We start from the raw sequence: 19,511 nt of genomic DNA, 5'->3' as shown, positions 1-19,511 counted from the left end.
ATCGACGGGAGGTTGGCTTTGTCATCCGCGACATCATCCGTCTCAACGCCTGATTCATCGGCCACGGTTTCGGCCGCCGCGTCGGCTGTCTCCGCGCCGCCCGCGCTGCAAGGGCTGCGTGTGCTCGACCTGACGCGCCTGCTGCCGGGACCGGTCGCCGCCCTGCGCCTTGCCGAACTGGGCGCCGACGTGCTGAAGATCGAAGCGCCCGGCGCCGGCGATCCCACCCGCACGATGATGCAGTCGTCGAGCGATCGCGTGGCCGGGCGGCCCGGCGCGTTTTACCGGCTGGTGAATCGCGGCAAGCGCGAAACGCGCCTCGACCTCAAATCCGAAGCGGGACGCAACGTGCTGTGCGCGCTCGCGGCGGAAGCGGACGTGCTGATCGAGAGTTTCCGGCCAGGCGTGATGGAGCGGCTGGGCCTCGGCTACGAAACGCTGCGCACGCTCAATCCGCGGCTGGTGTTCTGCGCGATCAGCGGATACGGCGCGAGCGGCCCGTTCGTCGACCATGCCGGACACGATCTGAACTACATCGGCTACGCGGGCGTGCTCGATCAACTGGCGGGCCGTGACGGCGCGCCGATCCTGCCGAATTTCCAGATTGCCGACCTGCTCGGCGGCGCCTTGAGTGCGGTCACGCAGATTCTCGCGGCGCTATGGCATGTGTCGCGCGGCGGCGAAGGCCGCTTCGTCGATGTCTCCATGACGCATGCCACCTACGCGCACAACGTCGTGGCGCAGGTCGCGCTCGCTAACGAAGGCGCGGCGCCTGCCGTCGGCGCCGGTCTGCTGAACGGCGGTGTGCCTTGCTACAACCTGTACCGCACGCTCGATAACCGCTGGCTCGCGGTCGGCGCGCTCGAACTGAAATTCTGGGAAACGCTCTGCATGGCGCTCGACCGGCCCGAATGGGCCACGCGCCACTGGAGTCTCGGCCAGGCGATCGGCGGTCCGGACGCCACCGCGCTCACTCAGGAACTAGCCGACGTGATCGGCAAGCGTCCGTTGGAAGAATGGGTTTTGCTGCTGGAGTCGCTCGACTGCTGTGTCTCGCCGGTGCTCACGGCTGCCGAAGCCGCGCGGCATCCGCTGTTCAATCCGCAGGCTTACGATGCGGCGAGCGCGAGCGGTGAAAACGATGAAGAGAGCCTGATCAGGTAAGGCGCAGGAGAAGCAGCGCCTTGGCGGGGCCCAGCCGGCCGGCGGTGAAATGCCACCTGGTGCGCCACTTCTTAGCTCTGTGCGGCGAGAAAAGGCTCAGAAGCCACGAGGGCTAAAGGCGTAAGGAGCAAAGGCTAGCCGCGAGCCGCGAGCCGCGAGCCGCGAGCGCAGGAAAATAACCACGCGACACACTCCGGGCCAGCCCGCTCCGCCCGCACAAACCTCAGCGCCGCGCCGCAGTTTGCCGCGGCAACGTCTGACGCGGCGTCTTTTCGTCGTCGTACAGCACGTGCTTGCGGCCTTCCACATGACGATTGATCGTCGCGCGAACTTCGGCGGCCGTGGCGTCTTCGGCCACCACCCGCCGCGAAATCTGCCCTGCCGTGTCGATCCATTCGACGATCCGGCAAGCGCCGCCCCAAGGCTGGCGAATAGGCGCGGAGACGCGGCAGCCGCGCACCTGGATCGGCTGCTCGGCTACGGTTTCATATGACTGTTTCAAGGCGCGATCCTTTTTCGGGCATCAGAAGGGATGCATACCCTTGCAGCTTAGGAAAAAGGAATGTCGGGTAGGTTACAGCCAATATGGAGATATTTACCGGGCATTACGGAACGTCGGGCGCCCCAGGACGCCCGAACCCCCGTCTATTCGAGCGTGCGGACCCGATCGATCGCCTGTTCGATCCGCTCGACCGCAACGACCTGTAAGCCTTCTATCGGCTGCTTCGGCGCATTGGCCTTGGGAATCACCGCGACCGAAAAGCCCAGTTTGGCGGCTTCCTTCAGACGCTCCTGACCGCGCGGCGACGGCCGGATCTCACCGGCGAGACCCACTTCCCCGAACACCACCAGCCCCTTGGGCAACGGCTTGTTACGCATGGACGAATGAATCGCGAGCAGCACGGCCAGGTCGGCCGCGGGCTCGGTAATCTTCACGCCGCCCACGGCGTTCAGAAACACGTCCTGATCGAAACACGCGATACCGGCATGCCGGTGCAGCACCGCCAGCAGCATCGCGAGCCGGTTCTGTTCCAGGCCGACCGCAAGGCGCCGCGGATTCGGCGCGTTGGCGGCATCCACGAGGGCCTGCACTTCGACCAGCAGCGGGCGTGTGCCCTCCTGCGTCACCAGCACGCAGGAACCCGGCACCGACTGCTCGTGCTGCGACAGAAACAGCGCCGACGGATTGGCCACGCCGCGCAATCCGCGCTCGGTCATGGCGAACACGCCGAGCTCGTTGACCGCGCCGAAGCGGTTCTTGATCGCGCGCACCAGCCGATACGAGGAATGCGTGTCGCCCTCGAAGTACAACACCGTGTCGACGATGTGCTCGAGCACGCGCGGCCCGGCGAGCGCGCCCTCCTTGGTCACGTGGCCGACCATGATGATGGTGGTGCCCGACTGCTTGGCGATCCGCGTGAGTTGCGCCGCGCACTCGCGCACCTGGGCGACCGAGCCCGGCGCGGAAGTCAGCGCATCGGAATAGACCGTCTGGATCGAGTCGATCACCGCGACATCGGGCCGCTGATCGGCGATCGTCGCCTGAATTTTTTCGAGCTGGATTTCAGCGAGCAGTTGCAGCTCGCTCGCCTTCGAGCCCGGCTCCAGCAACGAAAGCCGTTGCGCGCGCAACGCAATCTGCGCGGCCGATTCCTCGCCGCTGATATAGAGCGCGCGTTTGTCGGCGGCGATCTCCGCGAGCGATTGCAGCAGCAGCGTCGATTTGCCGATGCCCGGATCGCCGCCGATCAGCACCACGCCGCCCGGCACCAGACCGCCACCGAGTACGCGGTCGAACTCACTCACGCCGGTGGAAAAGCGCGGCACATCGGACGCGTCGATATCGGCGAGCCGGCGCACCGGCGCGCTCTTCGCGAGCGACTGGAAGCGGTGCGTGGACGGCGCTTCCGCCACCGACTCGACCAGCGTGTTCCACGCATTGCATGACGGGCACTGGCCGGCCCATTTCGGCGATTGCCCGCCGCATTCACTGCAGATGTACAACGTCTTCGGTTTAGCCACGCGTTATTCCGCCCGTACCGGCACGCGCGGCGCCACGGCGCACATCAGCTCATAGCCGATGGTGCCGCATGCCTGCGCGACGTCGTCGATCGGCAGCGAGGTACCCCACAACTCGACGCGCGAGCCGACGTTGGCGGTCGGCACCGGCGTCAGGTCGACGGTGAGCATGTCCATCGAGACGCGCCCGACGACCCGCGTGCGCACGCCGTCGACGATCACCGGCGTGCCTTCCGGCGCGACGCGCGGATAGCCGTCCGCGTAGCCGCACGCCACCACGCCGATGCGCATCGAACCGCGCGCCTTGAACGACGAGCCGTAGCCGACCGTATGGCCTTCGTTGAGCATTTGCACGGCGATCAGTTCCGAAGCGAGCGTCATGGCCGGTTGCAGGCCCGTGCCTTCGATCGCGGCTGTCACGCCGGACGGCGACGCGCCGTACATGATGATGCCCGGGCGCACCCAATCGAAGTGCGTGGCGGGATGCCACAGCGTGGCGGCCGAATTGGCGAGGCTGCGCGCGCCGGCAATGCCTTGCGCGCCGCGCTCGAACGCTTGCATCTGATAGTCGACGCCGCGATCGCCGTCGGCGTCCGAGAAATGGGTCATCAAGGTGATCTGGCCGACGCCCTGGCAGGCGCGCGCCCGCTCCCACGCGGCGCGGAATTTCTCCGGCGTGTAACCGAGGCGATTCATGCCGGTGTTCATCTTCAACTGGATGTTGACCGGCTTGGACAGGCGCGCCATTTCGAGCATGCGCAACTGTTCGTCCGAATGCAGCGCGGTGGTCAGGCTGTAGCGGTCGATCACGTCGATATCGGTCGGACGAAAGAAGCCTTCGAGCAGAAGAATCGGGCCGGCCCAGCCCAATTCACGCAACTTCACGGCTTCTTCGAGGTCCAGCAACCCAAAGCCGTCGGTTGCGCGCAGGCCGGGAAAAACGCGCGCAAGGCCGTGCCCGTAGGCGTTTGCCTTGACGACGGCCCAGATTTTGGATTTCGGCGCGTAGCGCCGGGCAACGGCGAGATTATTGGCGAGAGCGGAGGTATGAATCGTGGCTGAGAGGGGGCGCGGCATGGGATATTTTCGTAAAGACGCTTGCGAATCAGCGGCTTACAGGGCGTTTTCAACGCTCGGCAGCCCGCTGGGCGGTGCGATCAAGGATTCTGCTAGTCCGAATCCATCTATTTTCATGATATAAAGCCGTGCGCACAACCCATTTCGAACGGCATAAGCCCGGACGCTCAACCAGCGGCCGGGGCGGACAGACCGCAGCGAGGACAGCATCGCATCAGATGAAAAAAGGTTTTTACACCATCATGGCCGCGCAGTTTTTTTCGTCGCTGGCCGACAATGCGCTTCTGATCGCTGCTATCGCACTGCTGAAAGATCTTCACGCCCCGAACTGGATGACGCCGCTGCTCAAGCTGTTCTTCGTGCTGTCATACGTCGTTCTCGCCGCCTTCGTGGGCGCCTTCGCCGACTCCCGTCCGAAAGGACGCGTGATGTTTATCACCAATACCATCAAGGTCGTCGGTTGCATCACGATGCTGGTCGGCGCGCATCCGCTGCTCGCGTATGGGATCGTCGGCTTTGGCGCGGCGGCCTACTCGCCGGCGAAGTACGGCATTCTCACCGAACTGCTGCCACCTGACCGGCTGGTCGCCGCGAACGGCTGGATCGAAGGCACGACCGTCGGCTCGATCATTCTCGGCACCGTGCTCGGCGGTGCGCTCATCAGCCCGCACATTGCGGCGCCGATCCTGCGGCACCACATTCCCTCGGTCAACACGCCCGCCGAGGCGGCGATGCTGGTCATCATGGCGATCTATATCATCGCCGCGCTGTTCAATCTGCGCATTCCCGACACCGGCGCGCGCTATCCGAAACAGGAACGCGGCCCGATCAAACTCGTTACCGATTTCGCCGACTGTTTCCTCGTGCTATGGCGCGACAAGCTCGGCCAGATTTCGCTCGCCGTCACCACGCTGTTCTGGGGCGCCGGCGCGACGCTGCAATTCATCGTGCTGAAATGGGCCGAGGTGTCGCTCAACATGTCGCTCTCCGAAGCAGCCATCCTGCAGGCGGTGGTGGCCGTGGGCGTGGCGGCCGGCGCGATCTTCGCGGCGTCCCGCGTACCGTTGAAAAAGTCGCTGTCGGTGTTGCCGGTCGGCATCATGATGGGCATCGCTGTGATGCTGATGGCGTTCTACACGCGCGACCTGTTCCCTGCCCATTGGGGTCTCTATTTCGGCCGCGTGCATGTGCCGGGCTATCTGATCGTCGCGTATGTGTTTCTGATGATCGTCGGCGGCCTGTCGGGCTTTTTCGTCGTGCCGATGAACGCGCTGCTCCAGCATCGCGGGCACGTGCTGCTGTCGGCGGGTCATTCGATCGCCGTGCAGAACTTCAACGAAAACCTCTCGGTGCTCGTGATGCTGTGCCTCTACGCCGTGCTGGTGTGGCTCGACGTGCCGGTCACGGCGGTGATCGTGCTGTTCGGCACCTTCGTCTGCGTGATGATGTGGTTCGTGATGCGGCGCCACCAGGCCAACCAGCGCGCGTTCGATTCGGTCGCGCTGATCGGCGAAGTCAAGCACTGATCCGCGCTGGCTGCCCGCTCACGTCGCGGCCCGCGCCTTCCTCCTTCCTCGCTTTGCCATGACTCAACCGATTCCCAATGTGCTGACGATCGCCGGTTCCGATTCCGGCGGCGGCGCCGGCATTCAGGCCGATCTGAAGGCTTTCTCGGCGCTCGGCGCGTACGGCGCGAGCGTGATCACCGCGCTGACCGCGCAGAACACGCGCGGCGTCACCGCGATTCACGCGCCGGACCCCGGCTTCGTTACCGCGCAACTCGACGCGGTGTTCGACGACATCCGCATCGACGCCGTGAAGATCGGCATGCTGGCGAACGCGCCGATCGCGCGCGCGGTCGCCGACGCGCTGCGCCGGTATAAGCCGAAGCACATCGTGCTCGACACGGTGATGATTTCGAAAAGCAACCACGCGTTGCTGCTGCCGGACGCGGTCGCGGCGGTGCGCGACGAATTGCTGCCGCTTGCCGATCTGCTAACGCCCAATCTGCCGGAAGCGGCCGCATTGCTCGGCGTGCAAGCCGCGACCGATGAAGCCGGCATGGTCGAGCAAGGCGAAGCGCTGCGTGCGCTCGGTGCACGCGCGGTGCTGATGAAGGGTGGCCATTTGAGCGCTACCGATAGTCCGGACTGGCTGGTGCAGGAGAGCGGCACGCTGCGTCTCGGCGGCCCGCGTGTACCGGTGAAGAATACGCATGGGACGGGCTGTACGCTGTCGTCGGCGATTGCGGCGCTGATTCCGCAGCGTGGCGATCTGGCGAGCGCCGTCGCCGACGCGAAGGAGTATCTGACCGGCGCGCTGCAGGCGAGCGATCGACTCGACGTCGGCAGCGGCGTCGGGCCGGTGCATCATTTTTATCGGTGGTGGTGAGGTGCGGCTGGGTGTTGTGGTGCTCTGGCTGCGTTCGCCCGGTCTAGGGGCTTGGCTGATGGTTGCGCGGCGCTTGTGCGTTGTAGCGGACCTGCGGCGTTGTCCAGTTCTACGGCACTCTTAACGATGGCAGTGAGGCGCTCGCGCGTGGTTGTGGACCTGCGGCGTTGCCCGGTTCTACGGCACTTTTAACGACAGCGGTGAGGTGCTCGCGCGTTGTAGCGGACCCACCGCGTTGCACGGCCCTACTGCGTACTTTGATCGACGTTGGAGACGGGTCTTGTGCGTCGTAGCCGACTGGCTGCGCTGCTCGGGTCTGCGCCTCAGTCTTTCTGGCGCCTCTTTTTTTTCCGCTTCTTTCCCGTTCACCCGCTGCTACTGCCGCGCATAGCTTTGCGCCAGCTCGGGCCACTCGTCCGGCACGATAAAGCCACGCGAACGTTCTATTAGATTGCCTGCGCTGTCCTCAGCGAACGCGGCGACCATCGCCGGTCCGTGCTGATGCAACGTTTGTCCGGCGAGCGTTTGCGCATCGACGAAAGCGAGGCCCGCGGTCTGCACCTCAAGAGGCGTATGACACCGCGGCGCAAGCCATTCCAGCCGCGGCAATGTTCGCCACTTTTGCGCCTGCGCCGCCGCGAATTCCGGCCAATCACCGCGCGTCACCCACCACCCACGGCCATGCGCCGGATCGACCTCAACAGGATCGAGCGGCGTCTCGCCATGCCGGTAAAACAGCCAGCCTTTGATGAACATCTGCGGCGTCCACGGACCCGCGTAGCCGACCGAGGCGAACTCCTCACGCGCGCTCAACGGCAACTGGTGATTCAGCACATGCGCGAGCTTGAGGTCGAAGCGGTCTTTCAGATTCGGGCCGACGTAATCGGATAACCGAGCGGACGACTGAGCATGCCCTCCGCCAGCATGCAGATAGCACTTCACGGCCAGCTCCCAATGGAGCCGCGCACCCTGCCGCGTCTGCACCAGAAAATCGCATTCGCCAAGCGTGACACCAGCGCGCCGCAACGGCACGCCGGCAGCCACCAGCCGCGCCGCCGGTCCATGTTGCAGGAACCAGCCGAGCAGCCGTTCGGCGTACCGGCCGAGACGCGTGATGCGCGTCGCCGCAAGCTCGTGATGCAAGGGTTCGGGCGCGGCGTCGAGCGCGCGCAGCCAGTCGATGGTCGCCTGCGCTTCCTGCGGCGTGTCGAAGGGATTCGCCAGCGCGCCCACCGGTGGTTGCGGGCGCAACAGATCGGCGCTCAGCAACAACCACGTGAGATCGCGCACGGCGGAGTCGTGCAAGGTGTCGAGCAGCGTATCGCGGCTTACGGCATCGATTCCGGGCACGGCAGCGGAACCGGCCGCCGGCCCCTCGGCGGCCGTCACTTCGACGCGTTCGACGGCGCGCCGCCCGCCGCCTGCCACGTGTCGCGCGCAAGGCACAGGTCGGCCCAGGCTTTGGCCTTGTCGGGCAGGCTGCGCAGCAGATACGCCGGGTGATACGTGACGATCACGGGCACGCCCTCGTATTCGTGCACGCGGCCGCGCAGCGACGAAATGCTCGCCTCGGTTTTCAGCAGACTTTGCGCCGCGAAGCGGCCGAGCGCGACGATCAGCTTCGGCTTGACCAGCGCCACCTGACGTTGCAGATACGGCTCGCAACGTGCGACTTCGTCCGCCTCGGGATTACGGTTGCCGGGCGGCCGGCACTTGATCACGTTCGCGATATAGACGTTCGTGTCGCGCGCGAGCGTCAGCGAACGCAGCATGTTGTCGAGCAGCTTGCCGGCCTGGCCGACGAACGGCTCGCCAAGACGGTCCTCGTTCTCACCTGGCGCTTCGCCGATCAGCATCCAGTCGGCGCCGCGATCGCCGACGCCGAACACCGTGTTCGTGCGTTTCTCGCACAGACGGCAAAGCCGGCAGGCGGCGACGCGCTCGCTCAACGCGTCCCAGTCTAGCGTGTGGATTGCCGGCGCTGCAGGGGCTTCGTCGCGTGCGTCGGCGGGAGCTTGGGTCGGCAGGTCGTCGAACCAAGCGAAATCGTCATCGGGTGACGCGTCGAATGTCGGCGGCTCGGAGCTGCGGGGTTGCTGGGCTTGCGTTGACTGCGATGGTTGCGACTGGCGTGTCTCGACCGGCGCTTGCGTCCGTCCTTGCGTTGGATCTTGTGCAGGCCGTCCATGACGTTCAGCTTGCTCGCCGTTCTGCATGGAACGCGGCGACTCGCCTGCGCGCGTCTCAGCCGTCGGCTGGCGATCATCGAACCGATCGCGCGCCCCTTCCGCAGGCGATGCCTGCTCCGGACGGCCAGGCGTGCGGCGTTCGCCTTGCGCTGGCGCGGCATTGGCTTGTTGAACGTCTGCCGCCCGCGCCGCGGGCTGCGAGGTTTGCTGTGCGCGAGCAACGGGTGGCAATCCCGGCGCCGCGCCGCGCGTCTCTGCTCGACGCGCATCCGGCCCGGCCAGCGCACCGGCGCTCTGCCCAACCACGCCTGCGGCCTCGGCTGCGGCTTGCGCTTGCGGCTCAACCACCTCCTGCGCCACCGCCATCCCGCGACGCACCCACAGCGGCGCGAGTCCGAACTCTTCCAGTACCGATTCATGCAGCGCCATCTGCGCCCTCCGTGGCAAACGAGAAACGCATCACGATGGCGTCCTCCCGGCTGCGATGCCGCGCCGGATAATAGTTTTTGCGCCGGCCGATCGAAGCAAAGCCGAAGCGCTCATACAAGTGGATCGCCCGATAATTCGACGGCCGCACTTCCAGCAGCAGGCCGTCGAGTTTTTCAGCGCGGGTAATGCGCACCGCTTCGCGCAGCAGCGCGAGCCCGGCGCCGGCGCCTTGCGCCGCGGGCGTCACGCACAGATTGAGCAAATGCATTTCGTCGACGACCGGCATCAGCACGCAATAGCCGATCAGCGTGCCCGTGACATGGCGCAGACAAACGCCGAAGTAGCCGTTGCGCAGCGAGTCGCCGAAATTGCCCCGGCTCCATGGAAACTCATAAGCGATTTTTTCGATGGCGGCGACTTCGTCCAGGTCGCCTTCGGTCATCGGCGACATGTAGCGGTCCGCGAGCAACACGCCACTCATTGCCGGCCCTCGCCTTGCGCTGCGTCGTGCGCGAGTCTGGCGGCCTGCTCGGCCTTGGCGGCTTTTTCAGCTTTGTCTGCAACCCGCTCAGCGGTGGTCTGGGCGACCTTGTCGCGTACGTATTCCGGCGCAGCCTGGTCGGCGGGCACCGTGCGGCCGGCGCGCAATGCGCGCAGCGCAGCGTGGGCGAGCGGCACGGCGTGCGGCAGCGCTTCGCCGTCGACGCTCTTCGCCGCGGCGAGCGCCGGCAGCCGCGCGCCGAAGGCCGCGGCGGCATTGCCTGCCAGCGTGAAAGGGACATCGGGCAAAACGAGCCGGTCCGGTGCATCGAGCGACGCCGCCTGCAGCGTGCGCCATTCACCTTGCGCGTCGTCCCAGGCGTAGTCGGCCCAATAGATTTCGTCCATGCGGGCGTCGAGCGCGGCGAGCACGCGTGTCACCGACGGATCGCGCAGCCGGGCGCTCTCGGCACAGGCGAGCAACGTGCTGACCGGCACGACTGGCAGATTCAGGCCGAACGCGAGGCCTTGGGCGACGCCGGTCGCGGTACGCAGGCCGGTGAACGACCCGGGACCGGAACCGAAGGCGATGGCGTCGCAGTCCGTCAGTTTCAGGCCGGCTTCGTCGAAAAGTTCGCGGATGGCGGGCAGAAGGCGCGTGCTGGACACCGCGCCGGTTTGCTCGTGGCGCACCCAGAGACGCGGTTCGGCGCAAGCCTCTTCAGGCGTGGCGCCGGCCGCACTGCCGGGAGCGGACAGAAGCGCCACCGAGCAGAATTCGGTCGAGGTATCGAGGGCGAGGAGCACAGTTTGAGTCATGGACCGTATTGTAATCGGCACGGCGCACGCAAATGTGGTTTGGCATGCGCGCGGCATGCTTCGGCGTTGCGACCGTCTGCCGGCCGATGTTTGGAATAAGCCCTCGGCCCCGCGGCGGTACGCAATTGTTATGATCGTCAGCCGATCTCAATCCCGATCCCGCCCGGCGGGCAACATGACAATGACCGACATCGACACCCAGTTCACCCAAGCCCACGAAGACGTCCAGCAGTTGCCGGAGCGTCCGGGCAATCTCACCCTGCTGCGCCTGTATGCCCTCTACAAGCAGGCCACCCGCGGCGACGTTCACGGCGACAAGCCGGGCTTCACCGACATCGTCGGCAAATACAAGTACGACGCGTGGGCGGCGCTCAAGGGCACGGCGCAGGACGCCGCGAAGCAGCAATACGTCGAACTGGTCGAAGCGCTCAAGAGCGGCGAGGCGGCCTGAAGCAGCTGTGAAGCGACCATTGGCGGCCCGCGCGACAACCGGACCGCCCGCCAGACCAGCACCCGGCACAAACTTTTCCACCAGGAAAACTCCTAACAGTGGCGCAGTGCAGCAAAACCCTATACAATGCTGCCTGCGCTTCACTGCTTTGCCCGGCTTTCCTCTAGCGGCCTTTGCGGCGCAGCGCCTCGTAGCGTTTAGCTCCAATCCAGTTTAGAACCTGTCCCCTCCTGCCTAGCCCCCTACGGGCGATCATGTCCCAGGCTGGCGGCACGCCGTGTTGGCATGTCGCATCCGATACAGCTTCTAACGAAAAGCTCGCCTTCATTGTCGCGAGCTGCCCCCGTTTTTCGATTTGCTCGCTGCTTCTTTGCTCGCTGAATCCGACGACTTGGGTATGCCGATTGGCGCCGACGTTTTAATTCCGTGTGTACCAAGGATTTACCAAGGATTCTCATGACTTCGAGCAATACCCCCAGCAGCCCGTTGAACGCCATCGCCGACCAAGCCCTCGGTCTCGCCGACGCACCCGCACAAGCCGCAGCCGTTGCTGCCGCTCCGGAAGCCGTCGCCGCTGAAGCCGCAGCACCGGCCGGCCCGTCGTTCGCGTCGCTCGGTCTGTCCGCGGATGTCGTCTCCGCGCTGACCGCCGCTGGCTATCAGAACCCCACGCCGGTTCAGCAACGCGCCATCCCCGCCGGTATCGCCGGCCGCGACCTGATGGTCTCGAGCCCGACTGGTTCGGGCAAGACCGCCGCGTTCATGCTGCCCGCCATCGAGCGTTTCTCGCAACTGCAGAAGGCGCAAGCCAGCCAGCCGCGTGAACCGCGTCCGGCCGACGGCGCCCGCACGCGCCGTCCGCAACCGGTTGCCCGTCCGACCATGCTGGTTCTGACGCCGACCCGCGAACTCGCGATGCAGGTCACCACCGCCGCTGCCACGTACGGCAAGCACCTGAAGCGCCTGCGCACCGTCAGCATTCTGGGCGGCGTCGCTTACGGCCAGCAATTGATGCTGCTCGCGAAGAACCCGGAAATCCTGGTTGCCACGCCGGGCCGTCTGATCGACCACCTGGAACGCGGCCGTATCGATCTGTCGCAACTGCAGATCCTCGTGCTCGACGAAGCTGACCGCATGCTCGACATGGGCTTCATCGAAGACATCGAAACGATCGTTGCCGCTACGCCGGCTTCGCGTCAAACCATGCTGTTCTCGGCCACGCTCGACGGCAAGATCAGCTCGCTGACCGGCCGCCTGTTGAAGGATCCGGAACGCATCGAGATCGTTCAGCGTCTGGAACAGCGCACCAACATCGCGCAAACCGTCCATTACGTCGACGACCGCGATCACAAGGATCGTCTGCTCGACCATTTGCTGCGCGACGAAGGCCTCGACCAGGCTATCGTCTTCACGGCAACCAAGATGGACGCCGACCAGCTGGCCGGCCGCCTGGCCGACGCCGGTTTCGAATCGGCCGCCCTGCACGGCGACCTGCCGCAAGGCGCGCGTAACCGCACGATCCGCGCACTGCGCGAGCGCCGCGTGCGCGTGCTGGTGGCAACGGACGTCGCCGCTCGCGGTATCGACATCCCGGGCATCACGCACGTGTTCAACTACGACCTGCCGAAGTTCGCTGAAGACTACGTGCACCGTATCGGCCGTACCGGCCGCGCTGGCCGCTCGGGTATCGCGGTGAGCCTCGTGCATCACGCGGAACAAGGCGCGCTGAAGCGCATCGAGCGCTTCGTGCGCACCCCGCTGCCGGTCAATGTCGTCGAAGGCTTCGAGCCGCGCAAGTCGGCTCCGTCGGGTAACGGCCGTCCTGGCTTTGGCGGCCGCGGCCGTCCGGGCGGTGGCAACGGCGGTGGCCGTCGCTTTGGTAGCGGTTCGGGCAAGCCGGCCGGTAACGGCGGCGGTTCACGCAGCGGCAGCGGCAATGGCGGCGGCTGGGCCGGCAAATCGGCTGGCGGCGGCTCGCGTGAAGGCGGCTTCGGTGGCGGTTCGCGTGAAGGCTACGGTGGCTCGCGCGATGGCGGCTACGGCGCACGCCGCAGCGACGGCCCGCGTACGGCGCGTCGCGGCAGCTAAGTACTGAACCGGGTGCATTCTGCTTCAGGGCTTCGGCCCGTTGCAGCGCCCAGGCGGTACTGCGCAGTCAGCTTGAAAACAGACCCGGATGGCCTCGCGCCGTTCGTCAGTCGAAAGAAACCGGTGCTCAGGCACCGGTTTTTTTTCGTCCGTACTGCGGCGCGCCCCAAATTTCACGATGTGGAAAATTTTTTTGCGTCGTAAAAAATCGTGCTGCAAGGCACAAGACGGCCTATTGCAAGATGGAAAAAGTCGTTTCTTAATGCGAAACGCTCAGTGTAATTCATTGATTTTAAACACAAACAAATATTCCAGAAAGGCTCCCCGGCGACTATTGCGCGACCATTGATTTGCCTAGACTCTTATATAAGACTTCACGAAACGAAACGCCCCAACCGGCCAACCGTTTCGACGAAGAAAAGAGTCACCCATCCATACAGGCAACCAAGGAGCACACCATGTCCCGTCAAGAACAAGCCAAGCAACTCCAACAGCAATGGGAAACCGATCCGCGCTGGAAAGGCGTGAAGCGCAGCTACACGGCGGAAGACGTGATCCGCCTGCGCGGCTCGGTGCAAGTCGAGCACACGCTCGCCAAGCGCGGTGCGGAAAAACTGTGGGAAAGCGTGAACAACGAGCCGTTCGTCAACTCGCTCGGCGCGCTGACCGGCAATCAGGCCATGCAACAGGTCAAGGCCGGCCTGAAGGCGATCTATCTGTCGGGCTGGCAGGTGGCGGGCGACGCGAACGTCGCCGGCGAAATGTACCCGGACCAGTCGCTGTATCCGGCGAACTCGGTGCCGCTCGTCGTGAAGCGCATCAACAACACGCTGACGCGCGCTGACCAGATCCAGTGGTCGGAAGGCAAGAATCCGGGCGACGAAGGCTACGTGGACTACTTCCAGCCAATCGTGGCGGACGCGGAAGCCGGCTTCGGCGGCGTACTGAACGCGTTCGAACTGATGAAGGCGATGATCGAAGCGGGCGCCGCCGGCGTGCACTTCGAAGATCAGCTCGCGTCGGTGAAAAAGTGCGGCCACATGGGCGGCAAGGTGCTGGTGCCGACCCGTGAAAACATCGCCAAATTGACGGCCGCGCGTCTGGCCGCCGACGTCTCCGGCACGCCGACCGTGCTGCTGGCGCGTACCGATGCGGAAGCCGCCGACCTGATCACGTCGGATATCGACGAAAACGACAAGCCGTTCCTGACTGGCGAGCGCACCGTGGAAGGTTTCTACCGCACGAAGCCGGGTCTCGAGCAGGCGATCTCGCGTGGCCTCGCCTACGCGCCGTACGCTGACATGATCTGGTGCGAAACCGGCAAGCCGGACCTCGAGTTCGCGAAGAAATTCGCCGACGCGATCCACAAGGAGTACCCGGATCAACTGCTGTCGTACAACTGCTCGCCGTCGTTCAACTGGAAGAAGAACCTCGACGACGCGACGATCGCCAAGTTCCAGCGCGAACTCGGCGCGATGGGCTACAAGTTCCAGTTCATCACGCTGGCCGGCTTCCACGCGCTGAACTACTCGATGTTCAACCTCGCGCACGGCTATGCCCGCAACCAGATGACCGCCTTCGTCGAAATGCAGCAGGCTGAATTTGCTGCGGCCGAAAAGGGCTTCACCGCGGTCAAGCACCAGCGCGAAGTCGGCACCGGCTACTTCGACGCTGTAACGCAAACGGTCGAACGCGATGCATCGACGACCGCGCTGCATGGCTCGACGGAAGACGAACAGTTCTTCGACAAGAAGGTCGCGTAATCCACCCCGTGGTCTGATCGCAGGGACAAGGCAGACAGACGAAAAGCGGCTCCGCCAGAGAGCCGCCGTCACAGGGAGGAGCTCGGTCGTCGGCGCGCGAGTCGAACAGCGCCGACGGCCGGAATCTCGCAGTGGAACTTGGGAGAGATCGCAGCAGCAGTGGAGAAAAAGCCAGCACAACGCATTGTGCGGCGAACACAGCGCGCGCCGGCCTCACCGCCGGCGCGTTTTTTTGTGGCCCGTGATTCGACGATTCAGCGATACACGATCACCGGAATCTTCGTATGCGTGAGCACCCGCTGCGTTTCGCTGCCGATCAGCAGGCTCCCCAGACCGCGGCGGCCATGCGAGGCCATGAAGATCACGTCGCAGCCGCCCTGCTCCGCCGCTTCGATGATGCCGAGATACGGCGCCGGGTGCACGCTGGTCCGGCTGTCGACCGTCACGCCGACACGACGCCCCGCCATCTCCACCTCGCGCAGATGCACGCGCGCTTCGCGCTCGCTGCGCTGCAGGAATTCGGAGGGCGGTTCGACCACCACGTCGGAGAACGGCGAGTATGGATATTGCGGCAGGCACGCGTAGGCGGTCACGTGCGCATTGACGGCTTGCGCGAGATCGATGGCGCCGTCGATTGCCTTGCGAGACAGATCTGAACCGTCGGTCGGAACCAGGATGTGTCTGAACATGATGTCCTCCGTCGCCGGCTGCGCGCAGCGCGGCCTCAGCGTCCAACGAGGCTCGGCTGACAAGCCGCTTCAATCGATTGTAGGTCGCGGAATTGAGCGTATGAATCTGTTGAGGGTCTGTCCGCATATGGGAAACCCCTTGTTCGCGGCGGCGGCGCAACCGCCGGGCAAGGCCGCGCGGCGCCCGCCGTCAGCTCCCGCCGTTTTAGCCCCAGTAGTCAGGGTGCCCATACGTATGCTTGAGAAAGTCCAGAAACAATCGCACCCGCAACGGCAAATGGCGGCGCTGCGGAAACACCGCATGAATGCCGATGGGCGGCGCGGCGAATTCGTCGAGCACGCTGACGAGCCGCCCAGCCGCGATGTCCGTGCCGACTTCCCACCACGAGCGCCACGCGAGACCGTAGCCCTCGAGACACCATTCGTGCAGCACGGCGCCGTCCGAGCATTCCATCGTGCCGGACACCTTGATCGAGACGACCTTGTCGCCCTGCTGGAACATCCAGCCGCGTTGCTGATTGGCGCTCGCGCCGAGCGCGAGACAGTTGTGATGTGCCAGATCGGCGAGGCTGTGCGGCGCGCCGCGCCGGCTCAGATACGACGGCGAGGCCACGCACACACGGCGGTTCTCGCCGAGCTTGAGCGACACCAGCGACGAATCCGGCAACTCGCCGAGCCGCACCGCGCAATCGAAACCCTCGTTGACCAGGTCGACGAGTCGGTCGGACAGGTCGAGCGTGATCGACACATCCGGATGCGCGACCGTGAACGCTGGCACCAGCGGCGCGACGTGACGCCGTCCGAAGCCCGCCGGCGCGGACAGCCGCAAATGGCCGCTCGCCTTGACGCCGCCCGCCGAGACGCTCGCCTCGGCGTTCTGCATCTCGTGAATGATGCGCTGGCAGTCTTCGAGAAAGGCCGAGCCTTCGAAGGTCAGCGTGATCTTACGCGTGGTGCGCACCAGCAATTTGACGCCGAGGCGCTCTTCGAGCGCGTCGATGCGGCGGCCGATGATGGCCGGCGCGACGCCTTCGGCCGAAGCCGCGGCAGACAGGCTGCCTTTGGCCGCGACGGTCACGAAAGTCTCGATCTGCTTGAAACGGTCCATGAGCGATGGGAACCGCACTTGGGCGGGAAAGTGGTCGGTGCGCGCCAGATTAGGTGGATGAAAGTAAAAGATCAAGTGATGTTTAGCCTCTTTTTTAGCATATAGCATCACTAATACAATTCGTCCTGACCTCTGATAGGAGTGCACGGCAATGTCGGCCACAACGACACTCTTCCCAAAAGCAGTGATTTTCGACGCCTACGGCACGCTTTTCGACGTGCATTCGGTGATCGCTGCCGCGGAGCAGATGTTCCCCGGCCACGGCGATGCGCTCTCGCAGTTGTGGCGGCAAAAACAGATCGAATACACGCAGTTGCGCACGCTCGCCGATCCGGCAGACGCACCCGGTGCGCACTACCGGCCGTTCTGGGACATCACACTCGACGCCTTGCGTTTCGCTGCGAAAAAACTTCAGCTCACGCTGGGTCGCACGGCCGAAAAGCGTCTGATGGACGAATACGCGTGCCTGTCCGCGTTCCCCGATGCCGTGCCCGCGCTGCGCCATTTGCGCGACGTAACGCCGAATTCAGCAGCGTCTGCGGGCGGCGAATCCGCCGCGCGTCCGCTTCTCGCGATTCTCTCTAACGGCAATCCGCAAATGCTCGACATCGCCGTGAAGAGCGCCGGCATGACGCGCCTGTTCGACCACGTTTTATCTGTCGACGCCGTGCGCGCCTACAAGCCCTCGCCCGCCGCTTACGCGCTCGGCACGCAAGCCTTCGACGCGCTGCCGCGCGAGATCGTCTTCGTGTCGTCGAACGGTTGGGACGTGGCGGGCGCGACGTGGTTCGGCTTCGCCACTTTCTGGCTCAACCGGCAAAACGCCCCAGCCGAAGAACTGGGCGTCACGCCGCATGGCGCGGGCGGAGGCATGTCCGATCTGCTCGCTTTTCTGAAGACCCGCGCGTCGCCCGGCCGCAGCAGCGGCACCGGCGGCAGCCGCGCGCGCCACAGCCCTGGCGCATGACGGCTACCACTGGATAACGCGACGCACATCGACCGCAATTCAACCGCATCTCAACATTTGCATCTTTGCAATCCGACCGACCAAGGAGAAAACATGGCGAACCCGCAGTCATCGCATTCATCATTGCAACTGCCGCAGGGCATGGAAATCACGGCTGAAATCAAGTCGGGCTATGACGCGATTCTCACGCGCGAAGCGCTCGAACTCGTCGCCGCGCTGCATCGCACGTTCGAGCCGCGCCGTCAGCAGTTGTTGCAAGCGCGTGTGGAACGCACGAAGCGCCTCGACGCAGGTGAACGCCCCGACTTCCTCGCCGAAACGAAAAGCGTGCGTGAAGGCGACTGGAAAATCGCGCCGCTGCCACAGGACCTGCAATGCCGCCGCGTGGAGATCACCGGTCCGGTCGAACGCAAGATGATCATCAACGCGCTGAATTCGGGCGCGGATTCGTACATGACCGACTTCGAAGATTCGAATGCGCCGAGCTGGGACAACCAGATCACCGGCCATATCAATCTGAAGGACGCGGTGCGCCGCACGATTTCGCTGGAACAGAACGGCAAGTCGTACACGCTGAACGACAAGGTCGCCACGTTGATCGTGCGTCCGCGCGGCTGGCATCTGGACGAGAAGCACGTGAAGGTGGACGGCAAGCGCGTGTCGGGCGGCATCTTCGACTTCGCGCTCTTCATGGTGCACAACGCGAAGGAACTGGTCGCGCGCGGCTCGGGCCCGTACTTCTATCTGCCGAAGATGGAGAGCCATCTCGAAGCGCGTCTATGGAACGACATCTTCGTCGCCGCGCAGGAAGCGGTCAGCGTGCCGCGCGGCACGATTCGCGCGACGGTGCTGATCGAAACGATCGTCGCCGCCTTCGAAATGGACGAGATCCTGTACGAGCTGCGCGAACACAGTTCGGGTCTGAACGCCGGGCGTTGGGACTACATCTTCTCGGCGATCAAGAAGTTCAAGGCCGACCGCGACTTCTGCCTCGCCGACCGCTCACAGATCACGATGACGTCGCCGTTCATGCGCGCCTACGCGCTGCTGTTGTTGAAGACCTGTCATCGCCGCAATGCGCCGGCGATCGGCGGCATGAGCGCGCTGATTCCGATCAAGAACGATCCGGCTGCGAACGAAAAGGCGATGGGCGGCGTGCGCTCGGACAAGGCGCGCGATGCCGGCGACGGCTATGACGGCGGCTGGGTCGCGCATCCGGGCCTCGTGCCGATCGCAATGGAAGAGTTCGTCAAGGTGCTCGGCGACAAGCCGAACCAGATCGGCAAGCAGCGCGACGACGTGCTCGTCACGGCCACCGACCTGACGGACTTCCGTCCGGAAGCGCCGATCACCGAAGGCGGTCTGCGCAACAACATCAACGTCGGCATTCACTACCTGGGCGCGTGGCTCGCGGGCAATGGCTGCGTGCCGATTCACAACCTGATGGAAGACGCCGCCACCGCGGAAATCTCGCGCTCGCAGGTGTGGCAATGGATTCGCTCGCCGAAGGGCAAGCTCGAAGACGGCCGCAAGGTGACGGCCGATCTGGTGCGCGAGTTGTCGGTGCAGGAACTCGACAAGGTGAAGCAAGCCGTGGGCGGCGATACCAAGCCGTATGAGCGCGCCGCGCAGATCTTCGAAGAGATGTCGACGTCGGAGCAGTTCACCGACTTCCTCACGCTGCCGCTGTACGAGGAAATCTGAGGCCAACGTCAGGCCTCATGGATGCGTCGGGGGCATTCATTCAGATGCGCTCCGATGCGTTGATAACGGACGACGCAGTAGCAAGCCTGCTTTAGCGTGTCACCTCTAGCGCGAAAGCGGCTTGAGTCGCAAGGCTGACCGACCGGACGGCCCGACAGGCGTATGCTTGCCGG

At 64.7% G+C, this 19,511-nt stretch carries 17 protein-coding genes; 8 read left to right on the top strand and 9 right to left on the bottom strand.

The window, feature by feature from the left end:
• Positions 1–105: 105 nt before the first annotated feature.
• On the top strand, positions 106–1,164 hold the full coding sequence (locus P0D96_RS11505; RefSeq protein WP_408176180.1) for a CaiB/BaiF CoA transferase family protein: 1,059 nt from the start codon (positions 106–108) through the stop codon (positions 1,162–1,164).
• Positions 1,165–1,387: 223 nt separating this feature from the next.
• Here P0D96_RS11505 and P0D96_RS11500 read toward each other — a convergent pair whose 3' ends face one another.
• The 3 genes from P0D96_RS11500 to alr all read right to left on the bottom strand — a co-directional run bounded on the left by P0D96_RS11500 (position 1,388) and on the right by alr (position 4,260).
• Positions 1,388–1,666: a DUF2866 domain-containing protein gene (locus P0D96_RS11500; RefSeq protein WP_408175933.1), complete on the bottom strand. Its 279-nt coding sequence runs from the start codon at positions 1,664–1,666 to the stop codon at positions 1,388–1,390.
• Between the two features lie 143 nt (positions 1,667–1,809).
• The gene (gene radA, locus P0D96_RS11495; RefSeq protein WP_132373910.1) at positions 1,810–3,186 is read right to left on the bottom strand and encodes a DNA repair protein RadA; all 1,377 of its coding nucleotides are present in this window, start codon (positions 3,184–3,186) and stop codon (positions 1,810–1,812) included.
• Between the two features lie 3 nt (positions 3,187–3,189).
• Positions 3,190–4,260: an alanine racemase gene (gene alr, locus P0D96_RS11490; protein WP_408175930.1), complete on the bottom strand. Its 1,071-nt coding sequence runs from the start codon at positions 4,258–4,260 to the stop codon at positions 3,190–3,192.
• Between the two features lie 218 nt (positions 4,261–4,478).
• Between alr and lplT the strand changes: the two genes are divergently transcribed.
• Together lplT and thiD are read left to right on the top strand one after the other, a co-directional pair.
• Positions 4,479–5,786, top strand: a complete 1,308-nt coding sequence (lplT, locus tag P0D96_RS11485; RefSeq protein ID WP_132373908.1) for a lysophospholipid transporter LplT — start codon at positions 4,479–4,481, stop codon at positions 5,784–5,786.
• A 58-nt stretch (positions 5,787–5,844) separates the two neighbouring features.
• Positions 5,845–6,651: a bifunctional hydroxymethylpyrimidine kinase/phosphomethylpyrimidine kinase gene (gene thiD / locus P0D96_RS11480; protein WP_408313451.1), complete on the top strand. Its 807-nt coding sequence runs from the start codon at positions 5,845–5,847 to the stop codon at positions 6,649–6,651.
• Between the two features lie 375 nt (positions 6,652–7,026).
• Here the strand turns inward: thiD and P0D96_RS11475 are convergent, their stop codons facing one another.
• Genes P0D96_RS11475 through tsaB form a run of 4 tightly spaced genes read right to left on the bottom strand, consistent with a single transcriptional unit; the run spans position 7,027 to position 10,568 of the window.
• The gene (locus tag P0D96_RS11475; RefSeq protein WP_408313474.1) at positions 7,027–8,040 is read right to left on the bottom strand and encodes a DUF1853 family protein; all 1,014 of its coding nucleotides are present in this window, start codon (positions 8,038–8,040) and stop codon (positions 7,027–7,029) included.
• Complete coding sequence (locus P0D96_RS11470) at positions 8,037–9,269, bottom strand: uracil-DNA glycosylase (protein WP_408175929.1); 1,233 nt, start codon at positions 9,267–9,269, stop codon at positions 8,037–8,039. Before P0D96_RS11470 ends, P0D96_RS11475 begins: the two co-directional genes overlap by 4 nt.
• A complete protein-coding gene (gene rimI, locus P0D96_RS11465) occupies positions 9,256–9,750 on the bottom strand; it encodes a ribosomal protein S18-alanine N-acetyltransferase (RefSeq protein WP_132373904.1) in 495 nt (164 codons plus the stop codon). Before rimI ends, P0D96_RS11470 begins: the two co-directional genes overlap by 14 nt.
• A complete protein-coding gene (tsaB, locus tag P0D96_RS11460) occupies positions 9,747–10,568 on the bottom strand; it encodes a tRNA (adenosine(37)-N6)-threonylcarbamoyltransferase complex dimerization subunit type 1 TsaB (RefSeq protein ID WP_408313448.1) in 822 nt (273 codons plus the stop codon). Before tsaB ends, rimI begins: the two co-directional genes overlap by 4 nt.
• A gap of 181 nt (positions 10,569–10,749) precedes the next feature.
• Here tsaB and P0D96_RS11455 point away from each other — a divergent pair, with 181 nt between their 5' ends.
• The 3 genes from P0D96_RS11455 (at position 10,750) to aceA (ending at position 14,870) form a co-directional block, all read left to right on the top strand.
• Positions 10,750–11,019 carry an acyl-CoA-binding protein gene (locus tag P0D96_RS11455; RefSeq protein WP_132376843.1) on the top strand — a complete coding sequence of 90 codons (270 nt, stop codon included), beginning with the start codon at positions 10,750–10,752 and terminating at the stop codon, positions 11,017–11,019.
• Positions 11,020–11,475: 456 nt separating this feature from the next.
• The gene (locus tag P0D96_RS11450; RefSeq protein WP_132373902.1) at positions 11,476–13,107 is read left to right on the top strand and encodes a DEAD/DEAH box helicase; all 1,632 of its coding nucleotides are present in this window, start codon (positions 11,476–11,478) and stop codon (positions 13,105–13,107) included.
• Between the two features lie 458 nt (positions 13,108–13,565).
• On the top strand, positions 13,566–14,870 hold the full coding sequence (gene aceA, locus P0D96_RS11445) for an isocitrate lyase (RefSeq protein WP_132373901.1): 1,305 nt from the start codon (positions 13,566–13,568) through the stop codon (positions 14,868–14,870).
• A 254-nt stretch (positions 14,871–15,124) separates the two neighbouring features.
• Here the strand turns inward: aceA and P0D96_RS11440 are convergent, their stop codons facing one another.
• Together P0D96_RS11440 and P0D96_RS11435 are read right to left on the bottom strand one after the other, a co-directional pair.
• Positions 15,125–15,559, bottom strand: a complete 435-nt coding sequence (locus P0D96_RS11440) for a universal stress protein (protein WP_132373900.1) — start codon at positions 15,557–15,559, stop codon at positions 15,125–15,127.
• Positions 15,560–15,764: 205 nt separating this feature from the next.
• Complete coding sequence (locus P0D96_RS11435) at positions 15,765–16,667, bottom strand: LysR family transcriptional regulator (RefSeq protein WP_106279585.1); 903 nt, start codon at positions 16,665–16,667, stop codon at positions 15,765–15,767.
• Between the two features lie 151 nt (positions 16,668–16,818).
• Between P0D96_RS11435 and P0D96_RS11430 the strand changes: the two genes are divergently transcribed.
• Together P0D96_RS11430 and aceB are read left to right on the top strand one after the other, a co-directional pair.
• The gene (locus tag P0D96_RS11430) at positions 16,819–17,634 is read left to right on the top strand and encodes a haloacid dehalogenase type II (RefSeq protein WP_408313446.1); all 816 of its coding nucleotides are present in this window, start codon (positions 16,819–16,821) and stop codon (positions 17,632–17,634) included.
• A 93-nt stretch (positions 17,635–17,727) separates the two neighbouring features.
• Complete coding sequence (aceB, locus tag P0D96_RS11425; RefSeq protein WP_408313444.1) at positions 17,728–19,338, top strand: malate synthase A; 1,611 nt, start codon at positions 17,728–17,730, stop codon at positions 19,336–19,338.
• Positions 19,339–19,511: the final 173 nt, after the last annotated feature.

This window comes from Paraburkholderia sp. RL17-347-BIC-D (assembly GCF_046027915.1).
Taxonomy (GTDB): Bacteria; Pseudomonadota; Gammaproteobacteria; order Burkholderiales; family Burkholderiaceae; genus Paraburkholderia.
The sequence above is the reverse complement of the archived record's forward strand: the minus strand, read 5'-3'. Positions and strand labels throughout refer to the sequence as shown.